A 21,860-nucleotide genomic window follows, 5' to 3' on the forward strand; every position below is an offset into this window, starting at 1 on the left:
CGGGTAAAAAAACACCGGCCGCTGCTCTTAGGGAGCAGAACCGGTGTTTCGCTTTTAAATCAGATCCGATTGCTTAAGCAGCCGCTCGATCAGCGTCGCCACCTCGGCACGGGTCACGTGTGCCTTGGGCTCCAGCTTGCCGCCGCTGCGGCCGCTGATCAGTCCTGCTTTGGCCGCCAGCGCGATGCTTTCTTTCGACCAGCCGCCTGCGCTCGCGCTGTCCGCGAATTCGGCCAATGCCGAAGCCGCGTCGACCTTGCCTGCCTTTTCGGCCAACCCGGTCAGCTTCATCGCTTTGGCGACGATTGCCATTGCCTGCTCGCGCGTGATCTTGGCGTCCGGACGGAACGTCCCGTCCTCGAAGCCCGCGATCAAACCGTTTGCGACAGCCGTCTGAATCGCGCTCGCATACCAGGCATCGACCGCCACGTCGCCGAACGAATTCGCGCCCTCGCCAAGCTTCAGGCCCAACCCGCGAACGACGATCGCCGCGAACTCCGCTCGCGTGATGTCCGCGTTCGGGCTGAATGTCGTATCGCTTACGCCGTTGATGACGAAGCGAGAGCCCATGTCGTTCACTGCGTCCTTCGCCCAATGGTTTTCCACGTCCGCAAACGTCTGCGGATGCCAGACGATCGAATAGGTGCTGTTCGTCAGGCTGTGGATCTCGGCGTAGTACTTGCCGTCGATCAAGGTAATTTTCGTCGGCACATGGCGGACCGTACTGTCCGGATCGACCACGATCCCCGTCGTGATCTTGCCGGGATCGATACCGTCAGGCAGCGCAATCGTGCGCGCCACGTAGGCGTTGAACTTCGAAATCTCGATCGTTTTACCGTTATAAGTGCCGGTCACCGTGAAGTCGGTCGACGGCACAATGAGGGAGAAACCGCCTTCCGTTGCCGAATTCTCGACGACCTGCGACATCGAAGCCGGCGTCTGTGCAATCGTAATCTTAATCTTGATATCTTCAAGCTTCACGTCCGTACCAAGCTGCGCGGACATCGCATCGATATTGATTTGCTGCGCCGGCAGCGTATAGCTGGCCTTGTCCGTCTTCAGCTCTAGCGTCGCCGATCGGCTCGCCATGTGCTTGACCATCTGGCCCGTGAGCTCGCCGATGATGACGCTCGAGTCCGACTTGACCGGAATCGTGACGATCGCGCCGTTGCCTTCGGCATCCAGTTTCGCCTGAAGCTTGGCGCCGTCAATGGAGATGCTCGTCGTTTTGACGCCGTTTGCTTCCGTAGTTGTTGCTTTGCCGGCGTTCTCGACCTTGCCGTTGACGAGCACCTCAACCGACGATTCAGTCGGTGCAGAAGGGTTAACATATGGCGGCTCAACGATCGGCGGCTCATTCGCCGAGACGGCCGTCGTGCTGCCATAGCGTAAGACCTTGCCGTCGGCGTCGACTTCCGCGACGCCGATCTTGTCGCCGTTCGCGGCTGCGATCAGGCCGCCGCTCGGCAAGTCCGAGTAGCCTGTCAGGGTGTCGCCGACGTTCGGTACGACGACCGTGTTGGTTCCGAAGTTGCGGTAAACCAGCTTGTAGCCGTTTGGCTGAATTTCGGCGACCACGATCTTGGTCTTCCCATCGTTGGCCGCGCCGCTCGGATCTGTCGATGTCACCGTCAGACCCGCTGCGGGCACGGCCGCCTTGTAAACCGCTACGGTTGCCGGCGATCCATCGACGACATAACCTTCGGGCGAATTCACAGACAGCTTCACGTTGCCTTCAGACGTTACGGACGTAAGCGTCACGCTCCAATTCCGTCCCGAGCCCGTGAGCGATCCCGCTACGACGGAGCCTGTGTCGTCCGCGATTGAGATATCGTTCGCCGTCAGGCCCGCGATATCTTTATCGAACGTAAACGCGATTTTGGTGGAAGTCGCTGCCTTGGACGCCCCGTCGGCCACCGCCGATTCTAGGGTTACCTGCGTCGGGCCCTGCTGCTCGATGAAGTTGGCCGTCACGCTCAGTGCAGCCGTTATATTCGCGTCGGATCGGGACGCCTGCGAATTGCCGTCGCTCCAATCGACGAATTGGTATCCTTCATCCGCAATGGCTGTAACCGATGTGCTGGACTCGCCGTGCGCGACCGACTGATTGGCGTCGCCGGAGATGCTGCCGTGCGCTCCTGCCGCATAAGTAACGGCATACGACTTTGTCTGCAGTACGACGACCTGATTGGCCTGCGTCGGCACCAGCCAGATCCGCTTGCCGTCGAAGACGCCGCCGCTGAACGGATTGTTCCCAAGATCAAGGCCGGTTGGCCAATTAGAATAACCTGTCATGACACCGCTATTCTTGTCGATTTTCACGACGTTTTTGGCTTGCTTCGTACTCGGCGCCATCCAGACGCTTTGTCCATCGAATACGCCGCCGCTGAATCTTCGAGTGTACGACAAAGACGCCAGATCGGACGGCCAGCCGCTGTACGCAGTCATCTTGCCAGATGACGTGTTCAGCTTGAGCGTTTCGTTCGTCCCGTTTCCGCTAGCGGGGAACATCCACAGGTCTTGCCCTGCCAGCACGCCGCCGCTAAAGCTGTTTGTTGACTTGTCAAAGCCTGCAGGCCATGCGCTGTAGCCGACCATAGCGCCCGTAGCGGGATCGAACCTGACGACCTGATTGGCGCTGCTTGGAATCAGCCACACATACCGGCCGTCGAAAAGACCGCCTCTAAAGCCGCCGGCGCCATTAAAGCCGGCGGGCCATGAATCATATCCCGTCATCGCGCCTGTTGCCGGATCCAGCTTGACCACCTTATTCACGGCCGCGGGTATGAGCCAGATGTCGTGTCCGTCATACACGCCGCCGCTGAACGCGGTCATACCGATCGAAGTGGTACCGGCGGGCCAATTGTTATACCCCGTCATAACGCCCGTATCCTTGTCCACCTTGATGACCCGGTCTGCGCTATAAGGAATCATCCAGATCGATTGTCCGTCGAATACGCCCGAAGAAAACGCGAACGCGCTCGAGGTCGATACCTTGTTGAAACCGCTCGGCCAGTCCTTGTAGACGGACATTTCTGCCGAATCTTTGTTAATCTTCAAGACGCCGTCGGCCTGATACGGAATCATCCATACATTTTGCCCGTCAAAAATGCCGCCCGAGAACGCGAAGGATCCTCTGTTCAATCCCGCAGGCCAGTTGCTGTAGCCCTTCATCTCGACGACGGAACCTAGCGGATGCGGAGCGATCTGTCCGCTATAGCCGAACCCGTCCTGATTGTAGATCAGACCCGTCGACGGGTTCCCCGGATCGACGGTCTCGGCGATATCGCTCGCGTCCACCTCGATCGCCTGCCATCCGACGATCCGATCATCGGCATCGGTCCGTGCGACATAGAGCTGCTGGCCTGCCGTAACGTTAATATCCGTCGTATCCGTCAGCGTTTGGAGATCGGTCGACACTTTGCCATAAATAGGCCAAGTCTTGCTGCCCGCTTCGCCGACCGCATATTTGAACGTCCCCGCAGGCAGCGAGCTCAGCTTGGTCGTGCCCGCGACCGTACCCGTGGCGAGCGCGAGTCCGCTCAGTTCCTCCGCCTTGTAGGCAATAATCGTGCCGCCGTCGCCGACCGCAATAAACTTCGAGTCGCCGTATACGACTTTGTGCAGGTCCGCTTCAACGTCGGGCTCATAATATTCGTCCACGTCGCCTACGAAATCGTACTTTCCGTCAGTCTCCGCAATCTCGAATCGTGCGTAAGATCCGTTCGCGCCGACGGCCATGTATTTGCCTTCGGCATACTGGACCATGCTGTAGAGACTAGAACCGACATTCCGGGAGTACGACTCCTCGCTATCCGACTTGTTATACAGCGTCACATAGTTGTCCGTATCGTCCAGAAAATTCGCAGCCAACATGAGGATTTGCCCCGTATCGCCTAAGTCACGCGTACTATACATGTTGTACAACGTTGCGCCTGCGGCACTCCAGGTCGAGCCGTCCGCAGAGTGACTGACCTGCAACATTCCCGCTGCTTGAAAAACACCGTTTTCGTAAACAACATCATAGTAGGCAAGCTCCCCGATCGGCGTGACATTCGTCCACGTCGCGTCGCCCGGCGTCGTTGCCGAATCGATGTCGGCCTTATCGATCTCGTAAATCGACGCCGATTCTTCGTCACTTTCATAACCCACGGCCACGAACGCGCCCGCGCCGTAAGCGACGGAGGTCAGCAAATAAGCATCCGCAACCACACCGCTCGTCCAGGCCGATCCGTCCGTCGAATAAGCCACGGCGCCGCCTTCGCCGACCGCGACGAAGAGACCGTCGCCATAAGCGACGCCGCTCAGCCGGGCCGTCGTATCCAAAGTCTGCTTCGTCCAATTTTCCCCGTCCGCGGAAGTCAGGATGGCGCCCCCGTCGCCGACCGCAACAAACAAATGCTTGTCCTCTGCGTACACGAGCCCGCGAAGATTGTCCGACACCCCGGAAATGCTCACATTGAGCCAATTTTGTTGCGCAGGTTTGGCGTAAGCCGCACCGCCCGGGATGGCAGCCGTCAAAATGAGGATGCCTAGCACGATCAAGTTAAGCACACGCAAAGCCGGATGAGTTCGCATCTTGCACCTCTGTCTGAAAGTTAGGTTCGTAGTTAGGGCGTTAACCTATCTAGCCCAAATTATCATTGAGAACTTAACAGGCGCTTAACATCGTCGGCAGGCGTCATAACGACGAAAAAAAAGATCGTCCGCAAGCCCGGCGCGAAGCGCCGCGGGCATGGTGACGATCGTCATTATTGAGCGTTATTTCATCCCCAACGTCAGATGCACGACGCTGCTGTTGAATTCCTTGCCGTCCCATACGGTATAAGCAAACGCTTGCCCGGAAGGACTCCAGACGGTCTGCGGATTCTCGACGTTCACCGCGACGCTGCTCGACTTGTCGGCCAAAAGGTCGTACACATAGAGTCCCATCACGTTCGTTCCCAACGCGGCGCCCTTGAGGCTATATGCGATCAGCCGCTGATCCGGCGACCAGGAAACGCCTTCAAGCTCCGTTCCCTCCGCAATCACTTTCGGATTTTTCCCGTCGGCATCGAACATCGTCAACGTTTTTTTGGAATCGTTGTACTGCAGTACGAGCATCTGCTTGCCGTCCGGGGAAGGAACCACGTCGGATACGCGCGCCAGATTCAGATTGGTCTGCGTACCCGTGGCCGGATCAGCCATGTGCAGCGTCTCATCCGCATTGGAGTTGTAATAAATCTTGCCGTTCATTTGGCGCACGATGATCAGCCCTTCCGCCGGAACCCCTTTCACAGCCTCGATCTTGCCGTCGGTACTAGCTGTATAAGCTCCCCCGCTGTATGCGGCGCCGATCACCTTGCCATCGTCCGTCCAATGCGCGCTCATCGCGCCGGCCGTCGGACCGCCTGTAATCGGGAAAGATTCCATCGTCGCAAGGTCCAACACGCGGTAGATTGGATCGCCCAGCGAAAACTCGCTGTAAAGCAAATGCTTTTTGTCCGGCGACAGCTCTCCTCCGCCCAAATTCACTTTTTTCTGTTCCTTCAACGACTCGTATTTTTTCGTTCCGAGATTGTAGCGATAAAGGCTTCTCGGGTAGGAATCGGCCAACTCTGCCAAGCTCATCTTGCCCAGCGCTTCATTGGCTTTAATCGCGATCACCGTCTCTTCGTCAAGCCAGTCGGTAATGGCGACATGCGCGTGAGGATCGATCTTGCCTACCGATATGTCGGGCGTGCCCACTTCTTTGCCGGCATCGTCGATGACCGTTATCGTTTTGCCGGGCTCCTTGATTACTTCGCGATTGCCGGCCTGGTTGTCGCTGCACGCAGCGAGCGTCATGAGCAGTGCCGGAACGGCGACCGCGATTTTTATTACGTTTGCTTTCATTTAAATCCCCTCCTTGCCAACCAATTTACCAATCAAATGTTGATAAAGTACGGCCGATTATTTCGAAAATGTAAACAATAATATCGAAAATGTGCGATGATTATGCGGATTCTCTGCTGCCCCAAGCCGGATAGGCGACGCTAAACGTCGTTCCCTCCGCATCCGACCGCAGGAGCACAATGGAGCCGCCCTGCATTTCCGCATATTTTTTTGCCAACGCAAGTCCCAGACCGGCGCCGCCGTTTTCCCGCGACCGGTTTTTATCCACCGTATAAAAAGGCTCGAAGATCTTGTGTACGACCGCTTGCGGAATACCGATGCCCGTATCGGCAATCTCGATGACGACCTGTCCGCCCCGCTCCGCGCAGCTGACGCGAATACTGCCTTTTGTCTTGTTGTATTTGATCGCGTTGTCCAGCAGATTCATCAGCACGATCGTCAAGCTATCTCCGTCCGCGTCCGCGCTGGCTTCCGCCAGATTCGTCTCCAGACGGAGGCCGAACTTGTCCATCTTGCCCTGCAGGCTGCCCAGCACGGACTCGATCGTCTGCCGCACATCCACCTTTTCTTTTGAAAATTCAAAATCGTATTTCTCCAGCGCAGACAGCTGCAGCACCTTTTCGACCATCTCGTACAAGCGCTGGGTGTCGCCGGCGATGTTCGTCTTGGCCGTCTGCAGCAATTCCTCGTCGTCCGGATACATGTCCATGAGGTCGAGGTAGGCTTTGATCGACGTTAACGGCGTTTTGAATTCATGCGTGACATTGCCGATGAACTGCTTCTGCTGCTGATCCAGCTTGGACAGCTTGTCGACCGCCAGCTTCAGTTTCTCCTGCTCCTCGTCCTTGTCCCGGATCGTCCGTCTGATGCGCTCACTCATCATGCGAATGCCTTCGCCAAGCTCGCCGAGCTCGTCCTTGCGCGCCAGGCCGGCCGTCTCATAGCTGCCCTCCCGGATCCGGTTCACCGCCTGGTTCAGCTTAATAATGCTGCCGGAAAGCGCATTGAAATAAAAATACGCCAAAATAAAGCTGAGCAGAAACGTGCCGGCGCCGATATACACAAAAAGCTGCCTGATCTGATGATAAAAAACGTCGTTCGCAGCCAGATCGTAATAAAACTGCACGACGCCCACCTGCTCATTGCCAACGTTTAAGGGGGACAGATAATAAAGCGAATCGCCTTCGACTAAATATGCCGTTTTCTGCTGAAGCGCATAGGTCAGCGTCTGCCCGATGCCCTCGGACACGGCGCCGGATTTGTTTTTATAGATCGCCTTCCCGTCCGCATCGTACAGCTCGACCGTCTGCCCGCTGATCCACTCCAGCTGCTTGCCGAATTCTGCTCCTTTGGAAGCAAAGAATGTCTCGGGCACCTTGTTCGGCTCTGCCGTCAGCGACTGATACAAATACGTATTTGCCGTCGCCGCCTGCTGAGCCAAGTATTGCTCCACCTGCACGCGCTGATTTTTCTGTATCCCCTGGAGCACGAGCAGACTCAGTACGACGACCGTCAACAGCAGCAGCGCAGCCAGAAAAGCGCTCGTTTTAAGCTTGATGCTAATTCTCAACGCGCCCGCCTCCCGCGGCTTTATAACCGATCCCATGCACGGTCTGGATAACCTCGCTGTACGGCTCGCCCAGCTTTTTTCTCAGCCGCTGCACATGGATATCAACGGTCCTCGTACCTCCTGCAAAATCCATGCCCCACACCAGGTCCAGCAGCTGCTCCCTTGTGTATACCAGGCCGGGCCGTGCTGCCAGCTGCGCTAGCAGGTCGAACTCCTTGGGCGTCAGGTCAAGCTGTCTCCCGCCCGCCTCCGCCCGCCTTTTGCCGATATGCAGCGAGACGCCTTCCAACTCGATCTCGGCCGCTTCCTCTTTATCCCCGGCCGCCTGCATTCTCCGCAGCAGCGACCGGAGACGCGCCAGCAGCTCCCGCATATCGAACGGCTTGGTCATATAATCGTCGGCGCCAAGCTCCAGCCCGAGAATTTTGTTGACGATATCCTCCTTGGCCGTCAGCATAATGACGCCGATATGTCCTTTGTTCTGCAGCTTCTTGAGGATGTCATAGCCGTCCATGCCCGGCAGCATCACGTCCAGGATGAGGGCATCGGGCTGGTAGACGCTTAGTCTTGCCAATGCATCGCCGCCGTCGTAGACCGTCTCGACTTCATAGCCCTCCCGCTTCAAGGCGTAGGCTATGGCATCGGCGATTTTTCGCTCGTCCTCGATGACCATCACTTTTTCGTGCATTGGGGCGACGCCTCCGTTATGTAAAGGATAAGGATAAATTCCCCATTTTCCTCTCATTTAAAAAAGCCCCGCCCGCAGATCGGCTCTCGCGGGAGAACACGGTCGTGCGGACGGGGCATCATGGATGCTTCTAGCTGGCTCTGGTTTATTTTTTCCTCACTGCCCTGCGGACGTATTCGTCGAGCTCTTCGTCGGTCCTGCGTCCGTCAAGCCCACCGCCGCGTCGTACGCGTCGAAGATTTTGCGCGCGATCGGCGCCGCGCCCCAGCCGCCGTAGCCGCCCTCGGGGACGACGACCGCGACCGCGAGCTTGGGATCGTTGGCAGGCGCGTAGGCGATGAACACCGCGTTCTCGACGCGGCCGCCGCCGACATCCTGCTCGGACGTACCGGTCTTGCGCCGGAACGAGTACTTGAAGTCCTCGAAGCCCTGCACCTTAACCTGCGACATGCCGCTCTCGATCGTCTGCCAGTAGCTTTTTGGAAACTCGATCTTGTTAAGCACTTCAGCTTCGTAGCCTTGCACGACGTTGCCGTCCGTGTCTTCGATGCGGTCGACGAACTGCGGCTTCAGACGCGTACCTCTGCTCGCGAGGGTCGTCGCGTACTGCGCCAGCTGCAGCGCCGTGTAACGGCCCTGTTGACCGAACGAGGAATAGATGAGCGCGGATTGCGGACTGCCTCGCTTGGACTCGATATAATAGTTGACCGAGCCTTTCGATTCCCCCGGCAGTCCGCTATCCGTCTTGACGCCGAGCCCGAATTCCTTCATATAACTGTCCCACACATCCAGTCCCTTGGTTCCATCCCGCAAATAAAGCGCATTGCCGACCATCTTGGCCATGTAAGCGTTGGACGAGTGGGCGATCGCCGACGACGGCGTGAGCGTGCCGTTGGCGGCGCTGCCCGCGTTGCGAACCTTCGTCTTGTGGCCTTCGGCGCCGAATTCGAAGTAACCCGGATCGGACATCTGGGAGCCGGTATTAATCAAACCTTCGTTCAGGCCGAGCAAAATGGTAAGCGGCTTCTGCGTAGACCCCAGGTTGACGAGCGAGGACGGGTGCTTTTTGCGTTCCTTCTCGTCAGCGTATGGGGCCTGAACCTCACGGATGGCGCCGTTGCTCAGATAAAACTGGAACTGCTCGTAATTTTTCGCGCTGATGCCGCCCTGCCATACGTTCGCGTCGTAGTCGGGCATGCTCGCCATCGCGACGACCTTGCCCGTCTTGACCTCCATCGCCACCGCGTATCCGGTTTTGGCGTTCGACGCGCGTTCCTGCTTGTTGTTGGACGTACGAATTTTTTGCAGATGCTCGGTGATCGCGTTTTGCGTCGCCAACTGTACGTCCTTGTTGATCGTCAGATACAGGTTGTCTCCCTTGACCGGCTTGGTCAGCTCCATCGGACCGATGATCTGGCTCTGGTTGTTGACCGGATAGGTCTTCAGCCCGTTGCGGCCGCGCAGCTCCGACTGATACATAAGCTCGAGACCGTCGAAGCCGACGTCCTCCGTATCCAGGTATTTAAGCGTCGGGTCGTCCTGATCCTTGTTAATGTCCTTGTAGAAACTAAGCGAGGTCGCCCCCGACAACTGCTTCATATAGCCGACGAGCTGCGTCGCGACGCGCTCCGGACTGTATTGGCGGATGCTCTCCTCGACGATGTCGATGCCCTTGAATTCGTCGCGGTGCTCGCTGAAGTAGGCGATCTCGTCCTTCGTCAATCCCGACTTAATCCGGCGCTGTTGAAACGGATAATGGACCTTGCCCTCGAAGTCCATGTCGTCGTAAATCTCGGACGCCGTGAGCGCTTCCTTGGTCTTGTCCCCATATTGCTTGAACACGGCCTCGATGCGCGCGGCCAGGTCGAGACCCGCGGCCTTCTTGGTGCCCGGCTCCAGCGTGAAGTAGAGCGACTGCGTCGACGTGGAATACGCGATCGGAACCCCTGTCGAATCGTAAATGTTGCCGCGGATCGGCGGGATCGACACGTCCTTCGTCGCCATCTGATGCTCCTGTTCCTTCAGGCTCGGCCCCTCTACGAATTGCAGGTAAGCGAGACGAATGATCAGTACGGAGAACAATCCGAATACGGTAAAAAAGAAAAAGTTCAGACGAATGCTGAAGTGACGGCGGTTGCGTATCCCTCTGCGCTCCGCCTCTTCCGTCAGCTTGTCGCTCATAAGCCAGTTCCTCCTGTAAATGCTGGGCCCGCAAGCGGGCCATCGTACCGCTTTGCCGAATTGTTGGCCGATAATAAAGAAGTATGCGCCGCATTAGCGGCAGTGATTGCCGCGACCAGCCTCTGCGCACACTTGTGTCTGCGCGATAGCGGAACTTTTTTCCGCTACCGGCTTGCAGACACATATTACCCAGCGCAATAGCGGAACATTCTTCCGCTACCGGCTCGCAAACACACGTTATCCGGCGCAATAGCGGAACTTTCTTCCGCTATCGGCTCGTAAACACATATTACCCGGCGCATTAGCGGAACTTTCTTCCGCTACAGGCTCGCAAACGCACGTTACCCAGCGCAATAGCGGAACTTTCTTCCGCTATCGGCTCGCAGACACACATGACCCGGCGCGATAGCGGAACTTTTTTCCGCTACCGCCTACGCCGAGCGAATGTGCGTATCGTCGAAGCGCGGCGGATTGAACCAATCGCCCGTTTTCGCCCACGTCGAGTCGAGCGGTATCCACTCGCCCCGGTCGCCGAGCAGCACCTCGTTCCAGGCATGCGGACCGTAGCCGCCTTGCCCGTTGTAGCCTTGTCCGGTCACGACGCGCACGTTGAGACCGACCGATCGCGCCATCGCTGCGTACAACCGCGCATAGTCGATACAGACGCCCTCTCGCGTGCGAAACGTATCCTCCGGCGACTGCTCGCGCCACTCCCCGCGCTTCTCGTACGCCTCGGCTTTTCCGTTGTCATACGCGATCCGCGTACCGACCCAGTCGTACAGCGCCCTCGCCTTTGCCTCGTCGCCGTCGGACTGCGCCGTCACTTCCTTCGCCGCGCTCACGATATCCGTCGGCAGGTCGGCGTCGATGATGTCGTAGCGCTTCTGCCATAGCTTATCCATCTCGCCCTGCATCGACGCGGCCAGCACCGGCAGCCGCTCGGTCAGCAGGTCGCCGGCAGCCGGCCGGATAATCTGCGCAGCCGCCTCGCGATAAAGCGCGGACTGCTCGATATACTGCGCGAACACGCTCTGCGGCGACAACGCGCAATAAGCGAACAGGACGGCGGTCACGAGAATCGCCCGTCCGCCGCCCAACGCAGCGCCGATGAGTCCGCCGACGGTCCGGCTGACAGGTCCGCCGCCCGGTACAAGAACAAAAGGCGCGGCGCCCACGCGAATGAGCAGCGAGGAGACCGTGCCAAGCACATACCGAAGCAGCAAGTAGGCGATCAAGAACAAAACGGCAAAGCGCAGCAGTGGGAGATCCCGCACGCCGGAATAAGCGGTGTAGCCGAGCTGTCGCCACGTCGAAGCGTCCGCGGCGGGCTGCGCCCATTCGCGATCCGCGAGCCAGTGCTGAACGGCCGGCGAAGCCGCAGACGCGCACCAGGCGGCCGCTCCCATCGCGATGAGCGTCAGGAGCGCGCCGGATAAAAACAAAAACAACTGCTTGGCGGAGCCCTTGGCGCCCCGCCTCATGCCTTGGAGCAGGGACACCGCTACGAGCGCGAGCAGCGCGATAGTGACGAAGTTCCCGTCCAGCCAACTCATTTCGATGCTTGAAGCGCCGTCGTCACGAAGTCGCGAACGGGCCCTTCCATTTTCCACGTGCCCAGCGATACGCTCCGGAACTTCACGTCCACCTCGCCGGAGTTAGGGGTGCCCGTTAATTCCAGATTCGGAGATTTGACGAGATAGGTGCCGTCCGGGTTCAACGTATAGGTCGCTTTTTTGGCTTCATCGGCCATCGCTTTGGCCGCTTCGTCCTTCACCGCCGATGTCGCGGTCTCCACGACCTGCCCGCCGATCTCTTTCAGATCGTTCACCGTATAGCCGCCGTAGACGACGACGCCTACGATAATCGCCGCGGCCAGCACCCACTTCAACACGGTTTTGACCACGTTTAATATGACCAGCAGCGCGACGACTGCGATCAGAATCAACACCCAATGATCGGTGACGAACTGCTTCCAGGCCTCTGGTTCGAAGCTCATAAGATCTCCTCCATAGCTATAAATCTGTACTCTATTATACTTTACAGATTTGCCCCGCGTAAAACCCCGGACTTAGGACCGGAATTTGAAAGCTTGCTCTCCGCGCTTGCGCTGGCGGTTTTCAACCGTATTGAAGAGGTAAAGATGCATCCACTTGGCGCCCGAACGGAAGCAAAGCGGAACGACGGCTAGCGCAAGCGCCGCTGCTGCAGTCAATCCGATCCAGTAGTCCGTGCCGACCCGCGTAGCGAGCAGTTCGTCAGGCAACGCCCAGCGGGGGATCGTGCCCGGCAGAAAATAGCAGCCAAGCCAGAGCGGCATCAACAGCCAGCCCATCAGGGTACTGCGCATCGAATAAACTTGGATAAAGGACAGCGCGCTAACGAGCATGCCGCAAAGTCCGTATGCGCCCAGCAGATAGACTGGAATCCAAAATCGGTCGCCTTCCGAAAAGTAAGAGGCGGCTTCCCGTCCGTTCAGCGCCATGCCCGCAGCCAGTGCCGCCAATAGTCCTCCGACACCCCGAAGCGTGAACGCCCAAACGGCGGCGAATCTCGCGAGCAGCAGGCGCGTCCGCGAATGCGGAAGTCCGAGCCACCACTCCAGCCTGCGCTTGTTCGCCTCATGCGACATCATTACCGTGAGGACGACGACGGGCAGGATGCAAGGAATCACCAGCATGGTTCTGAGCATATCCATCGTCTGGTACGGATTGGAAGCCCCGAAGTAGCCGCCGACCCCTGCCACCGCGAGGAGGCATGCGTAGACGATGCGAACCGACTTGTTCGCGCCCCAGTAACGGTACCTCGAACGCTCCAGCGCATACACCGCGGAGAAGCCGGTGCCGATTCGGCCGGCGCCGATCGCTTTCGTGCGGCGTGCGCGCTTGTTGCCCATGCCGGTGCCCCCCGGCCGATGGCGGGCAAGATCCGCCATGCCGAACTTCGAATTCAGCGCGAGGCATAAACGGTATGCGCCGGCAGCGAGCAGCGCCGCCAAGCCGGCGTATATCGCTGCGCTGCCGGGGTCCAGGTAGTCTGCCGTATCCGCGCCATATATGAGGGCGAACAGGATGAACGGTGCGATAAACAGCACGAGCCATGGGATGAGCAACCACCTTCTCCAGCCGTAGTTCATGCCCGCCAGGCAATATCCGGCAGTTACGCCGAGAGGCACGATTGCCGCGGACAGCAAGCCGTAGCTGATCGCCGCAGTCAATAAGCCGCCCCCGCTTATTATCGCCCCGGTATCGTCCTGTCCCGCCAAGCGGACCAGGCCGAACAGGCAGCATACGAGCCAGACGCCGCCTGCCGTAACGTACTGCATGCCGCAGGCCGCGATGACTTTTGCCCTCGTCAGTTCGCGGCGGGAGACAGGCAGACAGATCCACCATTCCCGAAATCCGTTTTCCCATAACGTCAATGCCATCCCGCCTCCCGCATACAAGGCGACCAAAAACGACAGACTGGCGCCGAGCCCGAATACGGACTTGATCGCGAAACGGTCTCCCAGAAAAAGAACGGCAGCAACGAGCAGCACCGCCAGAAAAAGCGCCCAGTAGGACCACGAAGCAGCGTCCCTCGGCAAATAAGTTCGGTAGGCCTGCCACTCGAGTCTGAGCAATGCATCGCGGGCGTTCCCCGACTCGTTCCGACTAATGTCGCGATCGCTCCGCAGCCTCATGCGAACACGTCCCTGTAACACGATTCGACCGAACGTCCGCCGGCCCGGAGCGTCTCCACGTCGTGGCAGCCGAGCAAGCGTCCTTCGCCGATGAGCACGATCCGGTCAAATAAGTTTTCCATCTCGCGTATATCGTGCGTGGCGATCAGGAACGTTCGCTCGCCGTCCGCCAGCTCTCCGACCACCGCCTGCGCGATCGACTCGCGCGAGACCAAGTCGACGCCCGCGAACGGCTCGTCGAGAATGATGATCGGCGCCTGCCGCGACAGGCTGGTGAGCAGTTGAAGCCGCGCCTCCTGGCCGCGCGACATCGAACCGATCCGTTGGCCGCGATCCACGTCCAGCTTGACGCTCAGCTCTTCCATCCGGTCCTGGCTCCAATCCGGATAGAGCCCCGCCGCCAGCCGCAGCCACTCTCCCGCGCCGAGATACGGCGGCAGCTGTCCCCGGTCCGGCAGAAAGGACAGTACGCCGAGCCGCTCGGGACCGGCAGGGGCGCCGAACAGCTCGGCCCGACCGCTGTCCGGCGGGTACATGCCCGTCAGAATGCGCATGAGCGACGACTTGCCCGCGCCGTTCGGACCGAGCAATCCTGCGAGGCTGCCGGCCGGTATCTCGAAGGTTACGCCGTCGAGCACGGTTTTCTTTTTGACGCGAAGCGTCACGTCCACGCAGCGGATGGCCGGCGCCTTGGCTGCGGGTCCTATAAGGATATTCCTGTCCGAGTATCGAGATTCCGCCATGACGATCACTCCTTTTCCCGGGCTAACGCCAATAATTGATCGAGAGTCAATCCAATCGAGCGAGCCGTCTCTTCGAGCCTCGCGACCGCTTCCCGCGCCAGTTCTCTGCGCGAGATCCCTATTACCGCTTTGTCCTCCGTCACGAACGTTCCCTGCCCCCTGTAAGTCACGATTATTCCCGTGCGCTCCAGCTCCTGATAGGTCTTCATGATCGTCGTCGGATTGACGCGCAGGCTCGCCGCCGCCTCGCGGACGGACGGCAGCCGCGTCCCGGGCTCGAGCTCGCCTCTTGCGATCATCGCGCGCATCTGCTCTACGAACTGCTCGTACAGCGGACGGGCCGGATCGAGCCGGAAGTCCTCCGGCTTCCATATGCGGATCGGCGGCATTGCCACACCCCGCTTCCTTTGTATGAAGTGTATGGTCACACACCATACACTATATGTGCAGTGTATCATACACCGCCATACACTTCAATCCCTCTTTCCCGGCAAAGGTCATAACCTCGTCCTACCCGGCGTACAAGTAGAAATAACGTTTAAGACGCCCGTACTGCGTCTTTGCAAATGGAGGCGAACGCCGGTGAGGATGGCCATATGGCTGTATTTGTTTTTATTCGTCGCGTTCTTCGATCTTCACGCCCAGTATCCGATGCTCACGCCGTTCGCCGTGTCGCTTGGCGCAGCGCCTTCGTTCATCGGACTGGTGATGGGCATGTACTCGCTCACGCACCTGCCGGGCAATCTGTTGGCCGGGTACGGCGTGGACCGGTACGGGAGCCGATTTTTTATCTCGGCCAGTCTCGTCGGCGCCGGCGTGCTGCTTCTGCTGCAATCCAGGGTCACCGATCCCTGGCATCTGCTCTACGTCCGCTCGGTGAGCGGCTTCGTGCTCGCTTTCTTGTCTCCGGCCTGTCTGTCGCTACTCGCGAAGCTGACGCGGGATCACATTCAACGCGGCAAACTGATGGCGGGCAACGGGCTCGTCCATACGATCGCCTCCGTCGTGTCTCCAGCCGCGGGGGCGTATCTCGCCGCCAAGGTCGGCTTCGCCCAATCGTTCGCCCTCCTGGGATGGGGCCTGCTCGCGACCGGCCTGCTGTCGCTTTGGTTCGTGCGTGATCCGAAACGTGACGCCGATGCAGACGTCGCTGCCGATGCTGCCGAAGCCGCGAGCGAAGCCGCGCTGGCGGAACAGGCTTCGGTCGGCGCGCCTGCGCCTGCCGAAGAAGCGGAAGAGGCCTCGGCCGGAGGCGCGTTACGAAGGTTTCCCTGGGCGGTATTCCTGCTGCCCGTAGCTATGGCATTCGCGCAAGGCATCCTCTCCTTCGAGCTGCCGCTGCGGGCAATCTCGGCCGAGGATGGCGGCGTGCTGAAGACGGGCATTCTGTTCTCCGTCGTAAGCCTCGGCGCGCTCGCCACGCTTGGCCTGCTGTTTTTGCAGCGCTACCTTCCTTATTCGCGCTGCATTATCGGCGTGCTGCTGCTTGCGTTAGCTTACTACGGGCTCGCCTCGGACTGGCCGGTCCCCATGATGGCGCTCCTGTTCGTCGTCGGCATGGCCAAAGGCGTCGTGTTCCCCGCGATGACGTCGTTCCTGCTGCAGCTCAGCGGCCCTGCCCGGTACGGACGGACGTTCTCGCTCATGGCGATCGCCTCCTCCGTCGGCGCCTTCCTCGGCCCGGTGGCGGCTGGCGCCTTCCGCGGACATCTGTCGCCGTTTTTCCTCTCCTTCGCGATTCTCATGCTCGCGCTGCTGGCTCTGGCTCCAAAGCCCGTGTACAAGGAAGGCTGGCATCCGCAGCCGGCGGTGCCTCACGCTTGAAGCCAAAAAAACTGCCGCATCCGATATCGGGCGCGGCAGTTTTTTTGGGTCTGAGTAGGGACATAACGCCGGGCGCTTCGTCGGAATAGAGATGCGCCACATCCTTATTTCGCAAAAATCCAGGCACTATCCCGCAATAGCGATGCGCCACATCCTTATTTCGTAAAATTCCAGGCACTATCCCGCAATAACGATGCGCCACATCCTTATTTCGCAATCTTCCAGGCACTATCCCGCAATAGCGATGCGCTATATCCTTATTTCCCCTCAGCCTTCGCCCCGGCTGCGACCCGCCTTTACCCCGGCGCGCCTCCTCACCCCGTCTCACGCTCCTCCTTGCCCTGCGAGTGCAGGTACAGCTCCTCATAGTACCCATGCTGCTCAAGCAGCTCCGCATGGCTGCCCGATTCGACGATGCGGCCGCCGCTCATGACGATGATGCGGTTCGCCCGCATGACCGTCGACAGCCGGTGTGCGATGACGAGCGTCGTCCGCTCCCGGGAGACGACCCGCAGCGCGCGCTGGATCAGGTGCTCGGTATACGAATCCAGGTTCGCCGTCGCTTCGTCGAGGATGAGGATCTTCGGCTTGAACACGATGATTCGCGCAAACGAGATCATCTGCCGCTCGCCCGCGGACAGCCCGCTCCCTCGCTCCGACAGCATCGTGTCGTAGCCGTCCTTAAGCCTGCCGATCAGATCGTCCGCGCCGACGAATCGGCAAGCGCGGATCACTTCGTCGCGCGTGATCTCCTCGTCGAACATGCGGATGTTGTCGACGATGCTGCCCGAGTACAAATATGGCTCCTGCTGCACGAGCCCGACCAGCCGGTGCAGCGACGATTGCGGGAGCGCCCGGATGTCCGTGCCGTCGATGCGGATATCTCCCTCCCACACGTCATAGAAGCGGCACAGCAGGCTGATCAGCGAGCTTTTGCCCGCGCCCGTCGTGCCGACGATGCCGATCATCTCGCCGGGCGCGATATGCAGATCCAGATCGTGCAGGACGGGCACGTCCTGTTGATAGCCGAACCGGACATGATTAAAGTCGATCCGCCCGGCTACATGATCAGGCTCCAACGCCCGCGTCTCTGCCGCGTCCTCGATCTCCGGCTTCACGGCGAACAGACTCCAGATGCGGCCGACGGACACCGTAGTCGACTGCAGCGTGTTCCACTGCGACGTAATCGTGCTGATCGGCTGGAAAAACTGGCGAATGTAAGTAATGAACGCGTAGAGCACGCCGAATTCGATCGCGCTGTTGAACACCGCCACGCCGCCCAGCCAGGTGACGAGCGCGATGGACAGGCTGCCCAGGATATCGAACGATCGGTTGAACAGCACGTTGGTGCGGATCTCGCGCAGATTCGCCCGAAGGTACGTCCGGTTATTGTCGGTGAACCTGTTCTGCTGCTCCCGCTCCTGGTGGAACGCCTGGATCAGGTTCATCCCCGCCAGGTTTTCCGCGGCGAACGCGATCAGGCGAGACAGCGCCGCGCGCGAGATCTGGTACGTTTTTCTCATATAAGTCCGGAATCCGATCGCGATACAAGCGATGACGGGCAGCAGGATGAGACAGTACAGCGTGAGCGTGACGTCGAGCCGGAACATAATGACGATAATAAAAACAAGCGTCAGTCCGTCGCGCACGAGGCTAAGGAGCACCTGGGAAAAAAACTGGTTCAGCGTCTCCGTGTCGCTCGACACGTTCGTGATCAGGCTGCCTGCCGGCATCCGGTCGAAAAACGACATTGACTGCTTGCCGATATGCGCGAACAGATCCTTGCGGATACGTCCGATGATGTTCTGACCGAGATACTGCAGCAGATTGTTTTGCAAATAAGTAAAAAGAAAACCGGACAGCGCAAGGCCCAAATAGATCGCGCAGATCACGAGCAGCGTGCCGAAGTCGTCGCGTCCCTTGAGAATATTGTCGTCGATGGCGACCTTGACGAGATATGGCTGCGCGAGATCGGCTGCAATAGCCAGCACCGTACAGCAGAAGACAAGCAGAAATGAAAGCCGGTGCGGGCGAACGTATCCGAAAAAAGCGCGGAAAGCGGCCTTCTGGTCCGTGGGGAGCTTCTTGTCCGAGGACGATCTCTGGTCTGCGGATTGTCTCTGATCAGCAGGCTGTCTCTTTTCAGCGGACTTTTTCTTCTCAGCGGGCGGTCGGTTCTGCATCTTCGCGGCCTCCCTCCTCCTGAATGGCATGCAAAGTCGCGTACAAGCCCGCTTGCGCCAGCAGCTCCAGGTGCGTGCCTCGCTGCACGATGCGTCCTTCGTCCATGACGACGATCTCGTCGGCATGCTTGAGCGCGCTGATCCGGTGCGCGATGATGATCGTCGTCTTGCCCTTGCGGGCCTTGCGGATGCCATCGATGATCCGTTTCTCCGTAATCGCATCGACGGCGCTGACGCTGTCGTCCATTATAAGCACCGGGGCGTCCTTGATCAGGCCGCGGGCGAGTCCCGTACGCTGGCGCTGTCCGCCGGAGAGCGTGACGCCCCGCTCGCCCAATCTCGTGTCGAAGCTCTCCGGCAGCTCGGCGATCGAGCCGTAGATTTGAGCTTGCCTGGCGGCTTTTTCAACCGTAGGCAACTCCGTATCCCGTTTGTAAAAAGCGATGTTGTCGCGAATCGTCGTACTGAAAAGGAAGCCCTCCTGAGGAACGTAAGCGATCTGATCCCGCAGGCTCTCGAGCGTGAGCTCCCGAATGTCCGCGCCGGAGATGCGGATCGTGCCGGCCGGCGGATCGTACGCGCGCAGCAGCAGCTTGACGAGCGTCGTTTTGCCGCTGCCCGTCTTGCCCAGGATGCCGAGCGTCCGGCCCGGCGCGATATCGAGACGGATATCGCGCAGCGACGGCCGCTCGGCTTCGGGATAAGCGAAGCTGAGATTCCGAATACTGATTGCAGCCTGATCAAGACTGCGATGACGGGCCCCCTCCGTTTCCCGGATATCCGGCTCCACCGCCATCAGGTTGCCGATTCGCTCGAGCGAGGCGCGAGACCGCTGCATCGTGTTGATGACGTTGCCGATCGACTGCAGCGGTGCGACCATCATGCGAATATACAGCGTGAGCTCGACGAAGTTGCCCAGCGTGATCGTATGCCGGATCGTCAGATAACCGCCGTAGGCGATCGTCACGATCATGGAGAGCGCGCCCAGAAACGGAATAATCGCCTGAAACAGCGATGAAACACGAACCAGCCGCAGCTGATTGTCGCGAATCCGATCGACCGTCTCCCCGAAGCGGCGGTTCATCGTCTCCTCTGCCGCAAACTTTTTCGTCACGCGAATACCGCCGAATTGCTCCTCCGCCGACTCCGTCATTTTGCCGAGCGAGTCCTGGACATGGAGCGAACGCTTGCGGATAACCGGCCCGAACCGCGTCACGATCCAGGGAATCAGCAGCAGCGGCAGCACGCAGACGAGCACGAGATGCAGCGGAATGTCGCTGAGCGTCATCATGACCATCGCCGACAGGATCAGAATCGTCGCGTTCGTCGTCTGGTTGATGCCCATGGAGATCGATTCCCGGACGGCGGTCACATCGTTCATCACGTAGCTGAGCAGCTTGCCGACGCCGTTTCTCGAATAAAAATGTTCGCTTAGCGTCGTGAAGTGGGCAAAAAGCTTTTTGCGCATGTCGAACTCGTACAACCTGCCCAGCCGCATGACGACATATTGGCCTGCCCCGGCCAATACGCCGAACCCGACGCCGACAGCCAGCAGCCGCAGGCTGTAATCGACGATGGTCTCATGCGACAGACTTCCCTGCTGCAGCCGGTCCGTGAAGCTCCCGAGCAGCCTGGGGTAGTAAGATTGGATCGCATTGCCCGCCGCGATGAGCAGGATGGCGAACCCGTACACATGCCATTTCGACTTGATGTAATCCCTGAGCATTCGCTTTGGCTTCAACCTGCATCACTTCCCGGTGAGAGATGGTCCTTTCGTATAGGCCCTATTCTAAAACTTTTTGACAGCGGTCTCAAACATGCCTGTCCCGCCCTACGCTTAGAATACCCGGACCCTGTGGTACAATAAAACAAATACAGACGGCGGAAACCGTTGCCGACACGGTTGTTCGCGACACGAGGAGGCGCCACCGCGTTGGACATAGCCATCATCGTCGAAGGAAAAAACGACAGGAGCCGGCTCGCGCGGGTCCTGTCTCCGGAGGTGCCGATCCACTGTACCTTCGGCACGCTCAGCACGAGCCGGATCGAAGCGCTGCGCAAGGCGATCGGCCGCCGGCATGTGTACCTGTACATGGACAACGATTCTTCCGGCCGGCGCATTCGGGGCGTGCTCCGCGACGTATTTCCCGATGCCGATCATATCTATACGAGACGCGGGTACGCCGGCGTTGAAGGCACGCCCGAAGAATACCTGATCCAGCAGCTGGAAAAGGCGGGACTCGAGGCGTTTATCGTATACCCGGCTCCTGAGACCGACAAATGGCGGGAATAGCAGTTCGCGATAGCCCGCTGTCCCTTGCCCAACGTCTCCGCAAAATAAAGCACCCCTCGGCGCCGCAAACGACGCGCTGAGGGGTGCTTTATCAATTGTTCACATCAACTTTTTGACCTTCGCGTACACATCGTCGGCCGTCGCCGAATTAGGAACCTGAGACGATTCAGGCAAGATCTGCTCGCGCATGCGTCCCTTCTTGTCGACGAGAACGATCAGATTGGCGTGGGAGAAAAATCCGTCCGCATCCTTGATCGCAAGCAAGCCATACTTGGAAGCGAGATCCGCCGTCTCGGCTTCGTCGCCGCGCAGGAACTTCCAGCCTGTGTAGTCAGCGTGAAACTTATCCCCGAACACGCGCAGCGCTTCGGGCGTATCCCGGACCGGGTCAATCGTCACGGAAACGATGTCGACATTTTTGCCGAACTCGCCCTCTGCCTTAAACTTGTTCTGAACTTGGGAGAGCATGAACGTCGTCGGCGGGCACACATCCGGGCAATTGGTGAAGAAGAAGTAAACCAGTCGTACCTTGCCGTCGAGCGAGCTCATGCTGACATCTTTGCCGTCGATATCCTGGTAAGTAAAGTCGGGCGCGGCCCCCAGGTCCGGAAGCTTGTCCGCTTGCTGCTGACGGATGAGCAGCCAGGCGATCAGCACGAGCAGCAGCGCGAACAGCGCCAGCGAAAATCCGTAGCGCACATACCAAGGCTTCGCCGGCTTGACCTGAACGGTACCGCTAAGATTCACGTTCACGGTCGCCGGACCCGTGCCGGGTCGATCTTGATTCCCGGTTACGCCGGGTCCTTCGAACTCTTGAGACATGTA

At 59.1% G+C, this 21,860-nt stretch carries 15 protein-coding genes; 2 read left to right on the top strand and 13 right to left on the bottom strand.

Annotated elements, in window-relative coordinates; translation table 11 throughout:
• Positions 1 to 54 precede the first annotated feature (54 nt).
• The 10 genes from ACFSR7_RS03770 to ACFSR7_RS03815 form a co-directional block, all read right to left on the bottom strand.
• A complete protein-coding gene (locus tag ACFSR7_RS03770; protein ID WP_378159204.1) occupies positions 55 to 4,578 on the bottom strand; it encodes an S-layer homology domain-containing protein in 4,524 nt (1,507 codons plus the stop codon).
• A 183-nt stretch (positions 4,579 to 4,761) separates the two neighbouring features.
• Positions 4,762 to 5,874 (bottom strand): TolB family protein, encoded by a 1,113-nt coding sequence (locus ACFSR7_RS03775; protein ID WP_378159205.1) that lies wholly within the window; start codon positions 5,872 to 5,874, stop codon positions 4,762 to 4,764.
• 100 nt (positions 5,875 to 5,974) lie between these two features.
• Complete coding sequence (locus ACFSR7_RS03780) at positions 5,975 to 7,444, bottom strand: sensor histidine kinase (RefSeq protein WP_378159206.1); 1,470 nt, start codon at positions 7,442 to 7,444, stop codon at positions 5,975 to 5,977.
• Positions 7,434 to 8,132 (bottom strand): response regulator transcription factor, encoded by a 699-nt coding sequence (locus tag ACFSR7_RS03785; protein ID WP_378159207.1) that lies wholly within the window; start codon positions 8,130 to 8,132, stop codon positions 7,434 to 7,436. Before ACFSR7_RS03785 ends, ACFSR7_RS03780 begins: the two co-directional genes overlap by 11 nt.
• Positions 8,133 to 8,288: 156 nt before the next feature.
• Positions 8,289 to 10,313: a peptidoglycan D,D-transpeptidase FtsI family protein gene (locus ACFSR7_RS03790; protein WP_378159208.1), complete on the bottom strand. Its 2,025-nt coding sequence runs from the start codon at positions 10,311 to 10,313 to the stop codon at positions 8,289 to 8,291.
• A gap of 431 nt (positions 10,314 to 10,744) precedes the next feature.
• A complete protein-coding gene (locus tag ACFSR7_RS03795; RefSeq protein ID WP_378159209.1) occupies positions 10,745 to 11,866 on the bottom strand; it encodes a transglutaminase domain-containing protein in 1,122 nt (373 codons plus the stop codon).
• A complete protein-coding gene (locus ACFSR7_RS03800) occupies positions 11,863 to 12,309 on the bottom strand; it encodes a hypothetical protein (RefSeq protein ID WP_282907260.1) in 447 nt (148 codons plus the stop codon). Before ACFSR7_RS03800 ends, ACFSR7_RS03795 begins: the two co-directional genes overlap by 4 nt.
• A gap of 72 nt (positions 12,310 to 12,381) precedes the next feature.
• Entirely contained in the window at positions 12,382 to 13,992 is a 1,611-nt protein-coding gene (locus tag ACFSR7_RS03805) for a hypothetical protein (RefSeq protein WP_378159210.1), read from the bottom strand.
• Complete coding sequence (locus tag ACFSR7_RS03810) at positions 13,989 to 14,735, bottom strand: ABC transporter ATP-binding protein (protein ID WP_378159211.1); 747 nt, start codon at positions 14,733 to 14,735, stop codon at positions 13,989 to 13,991. The genes ACFSR7_RS03805 and ACFSR7_RS03810 overlap by 4 nt, the downstream gene beginning before the upstream one ends.
• A 5-nt stretch (positions 14,736 to 14,740) precedes the next feature.
• Positions 14,741 to 15,124 (bottom strand): GntR family transcriptional regulator, encoded by a 384-nt coding sequence (locus ACFSR7_RS03815; RefSeq protein ID WP_378159576.1) that lies wholly within the window; start codon positions 15,122 to 15,124, stop codon positions 14,741 to 14,743.
• A 193-nt stretch (positions 15,125 to 15,317) separates the two neighbouring features.
• Between ACFSR7_RS03815 and ACFSR7_RS03820 the strand changes: the two genes are divergently transcribed.
• Positions 15,318 to 16,559, top strand: a complete 1,242-nt coding sequence (locus ACFSR7_RS03820; protein ID WP_378159212.1) for an MFS transporter — start codon at positions 15,318 to 15,320, stop codon at positions 16,557 to 16,559.
• Between the two features lie 314 nt (positions 16,560 to 16,873).
• Here ACFSR7_RS03820 and ACFSR7_RS03825 read toward each other — a convergent pair whose 3' ends face one another.
• On the bottom strand, positions 16,874 to 18,742 hold the full coding sequence (locus ACFSR7_RS03825) for an ABC transporter ATP-binding protein (protein ID WP_378159213.1): 1,869 nt from the start codon (positions 18,740 to 18,742) through the stop codon (positions 16,874 to 16,876).
• The gene (locus ACFSR7_RS03830; RefSeq protein WP_378159214.1) at positions 18,720 to 20,483 is read right to left on the bottom strand and encodes an ABC transporter ATP-binding protein; all 1,764 of its coding nucleotides are present in this window, start codon (positions 20,481 to 20,483) and stop codon (positions 18,720 to 18,722) included. The genes ACFSR7_RS03825 and ACFSR7_RS03830 overlap by 23 nt, the downstream gene beginning before the upstream one ends.
• Positions 20,484 to 20,675: 192 nt before the next feature.
• On the opposite strand from ACFSR7_RS03830, the gene ACFSR7_RS03835 reads away from it, so the two are divergent.
• Positions 20,676 to 21,035: a DNA primase gene (locus ACFSR7_RS03835; protein ID WP_378159215.1), complete on the top strand. Its 360-nt coding sequence runs from the start codon at positions 20,676 to 20,678 to the stop codon at positions 21,033 to 21,035.
• 99 nt (positions 21,036 to 21,134) lie between these two features.
• Here the strand turns inward: ACFSR7_RS03835 and ACFSR7_RS03840 are convergent, their stop codons facing one another.
• Complete coding sequence (locus ACFSR7_RS03840) at positions 21,135 to 21,857, bottom strand: SCO family protein (protein WP_378159216.1); 723 nt, start codon at positions 21,855 to 21,857, stop codon at positions 21,135 to 21,137.
• Between the last annotated feature and the right edge of the window lie 3 nt (positions 21,858 to 21,860).

The sequence above is a fragment of the Cohnella sp. GCM10020058 genome (assembly GCF_042683485.1).
GTDB lineage: Bacteria > Bacillota > Bacilli > Paenibacillales > Paenibacillaceae > Cohnella.

What these genes read in the sequence shown, in the direction of transcription:
- ACFSR7_RS03790 (WP_378159208.1), bottom strand. Translation starts at nt 10,313, where the DNA reads ATGAGCGACAAGCTGACGGAAGAGGCGGAGCGCAGAGGGATACGCAAC.
- ACFSR7_RS03810 (WP_378159211.1), bottom strand. Translation starts at nt 14,735, where the DNA reads ATGGCGGAATCTCGATACTCGGACAGGAATATCCTTATAGGACCCGCA.
- ACFSR7_RS03800 (WP_282907260.1), bottom strand. Translation starts at nt 12,309, where the DNA reads ATGAGCTTCGAACCAGAGGCCTGGAAGCAGTTCGTCACCGATCATTGG.
- ACFSR7_RS03785 (WP_378159207.1), bottom strand. Translation starts at nt 8,132, where the DNA reads ATGCACGAAAAAGTGATGGTCATCGAGGACGAGCGAAAAATCGCCGAT.
- ACFSR7_RS03770 (WP_378159204.1), bottom strand. Translation starts at nt 4,578, where the DNA reads ATGCGAACTCATCCGGCTTTGCGTGTGCTTAACTTGATCGTGCTAGGC.
- ACFSR7_RS03805 (WP_378159210.1), bottom strand. Translation starts at nt 13,992, where the DNA reads ATGAGGCTGCGGAGCGATCGCGACATTAGTCGGAACGAGTCGGGGAAC.
- ACFSR7_RS03840 (WP_378159216.1), bottom strand. Translation starts at nt 21,857, where the DNA reads ATGTCTCAAGAGTTCGAAGGACCCGGCGTAACCGGGAATCAAGATCGA.
- ACFSR7_RS03795 (WP_378159209.1), bottom strand. Translation starts at nt 11,866, where the DNA reads ATGAGTTGGCTGGACGGGAACTTCGTCACTATCGCGCTGCTCGCGCTC.
- ACFSR7_RS03775 (WP_378159205.1), bottom strand. Translation starts at nt 5,874, where the DNA reads ATGAAAGCAAACGTAATAAAAATCGCGGTCGCCGTTCCGGCACTGCTC.
- ACFSR7_RS03815 (WP_378159576.1), bottom strand. Translation starts at nt 15,124, where the DNA reads ATGCCGCCGATCCGCATATGGAAGCCGGAGGACTTCCGGCTCGATCCG.
- ACFSR7_RS03825 (WP_378159213.1), bottom strand. Translation starts at nt 18,742, where the DNA reads ATGCAGAACCGACCGCCCGCTGAGAAGAAAAAGTCCGCTGAAAAGAGA.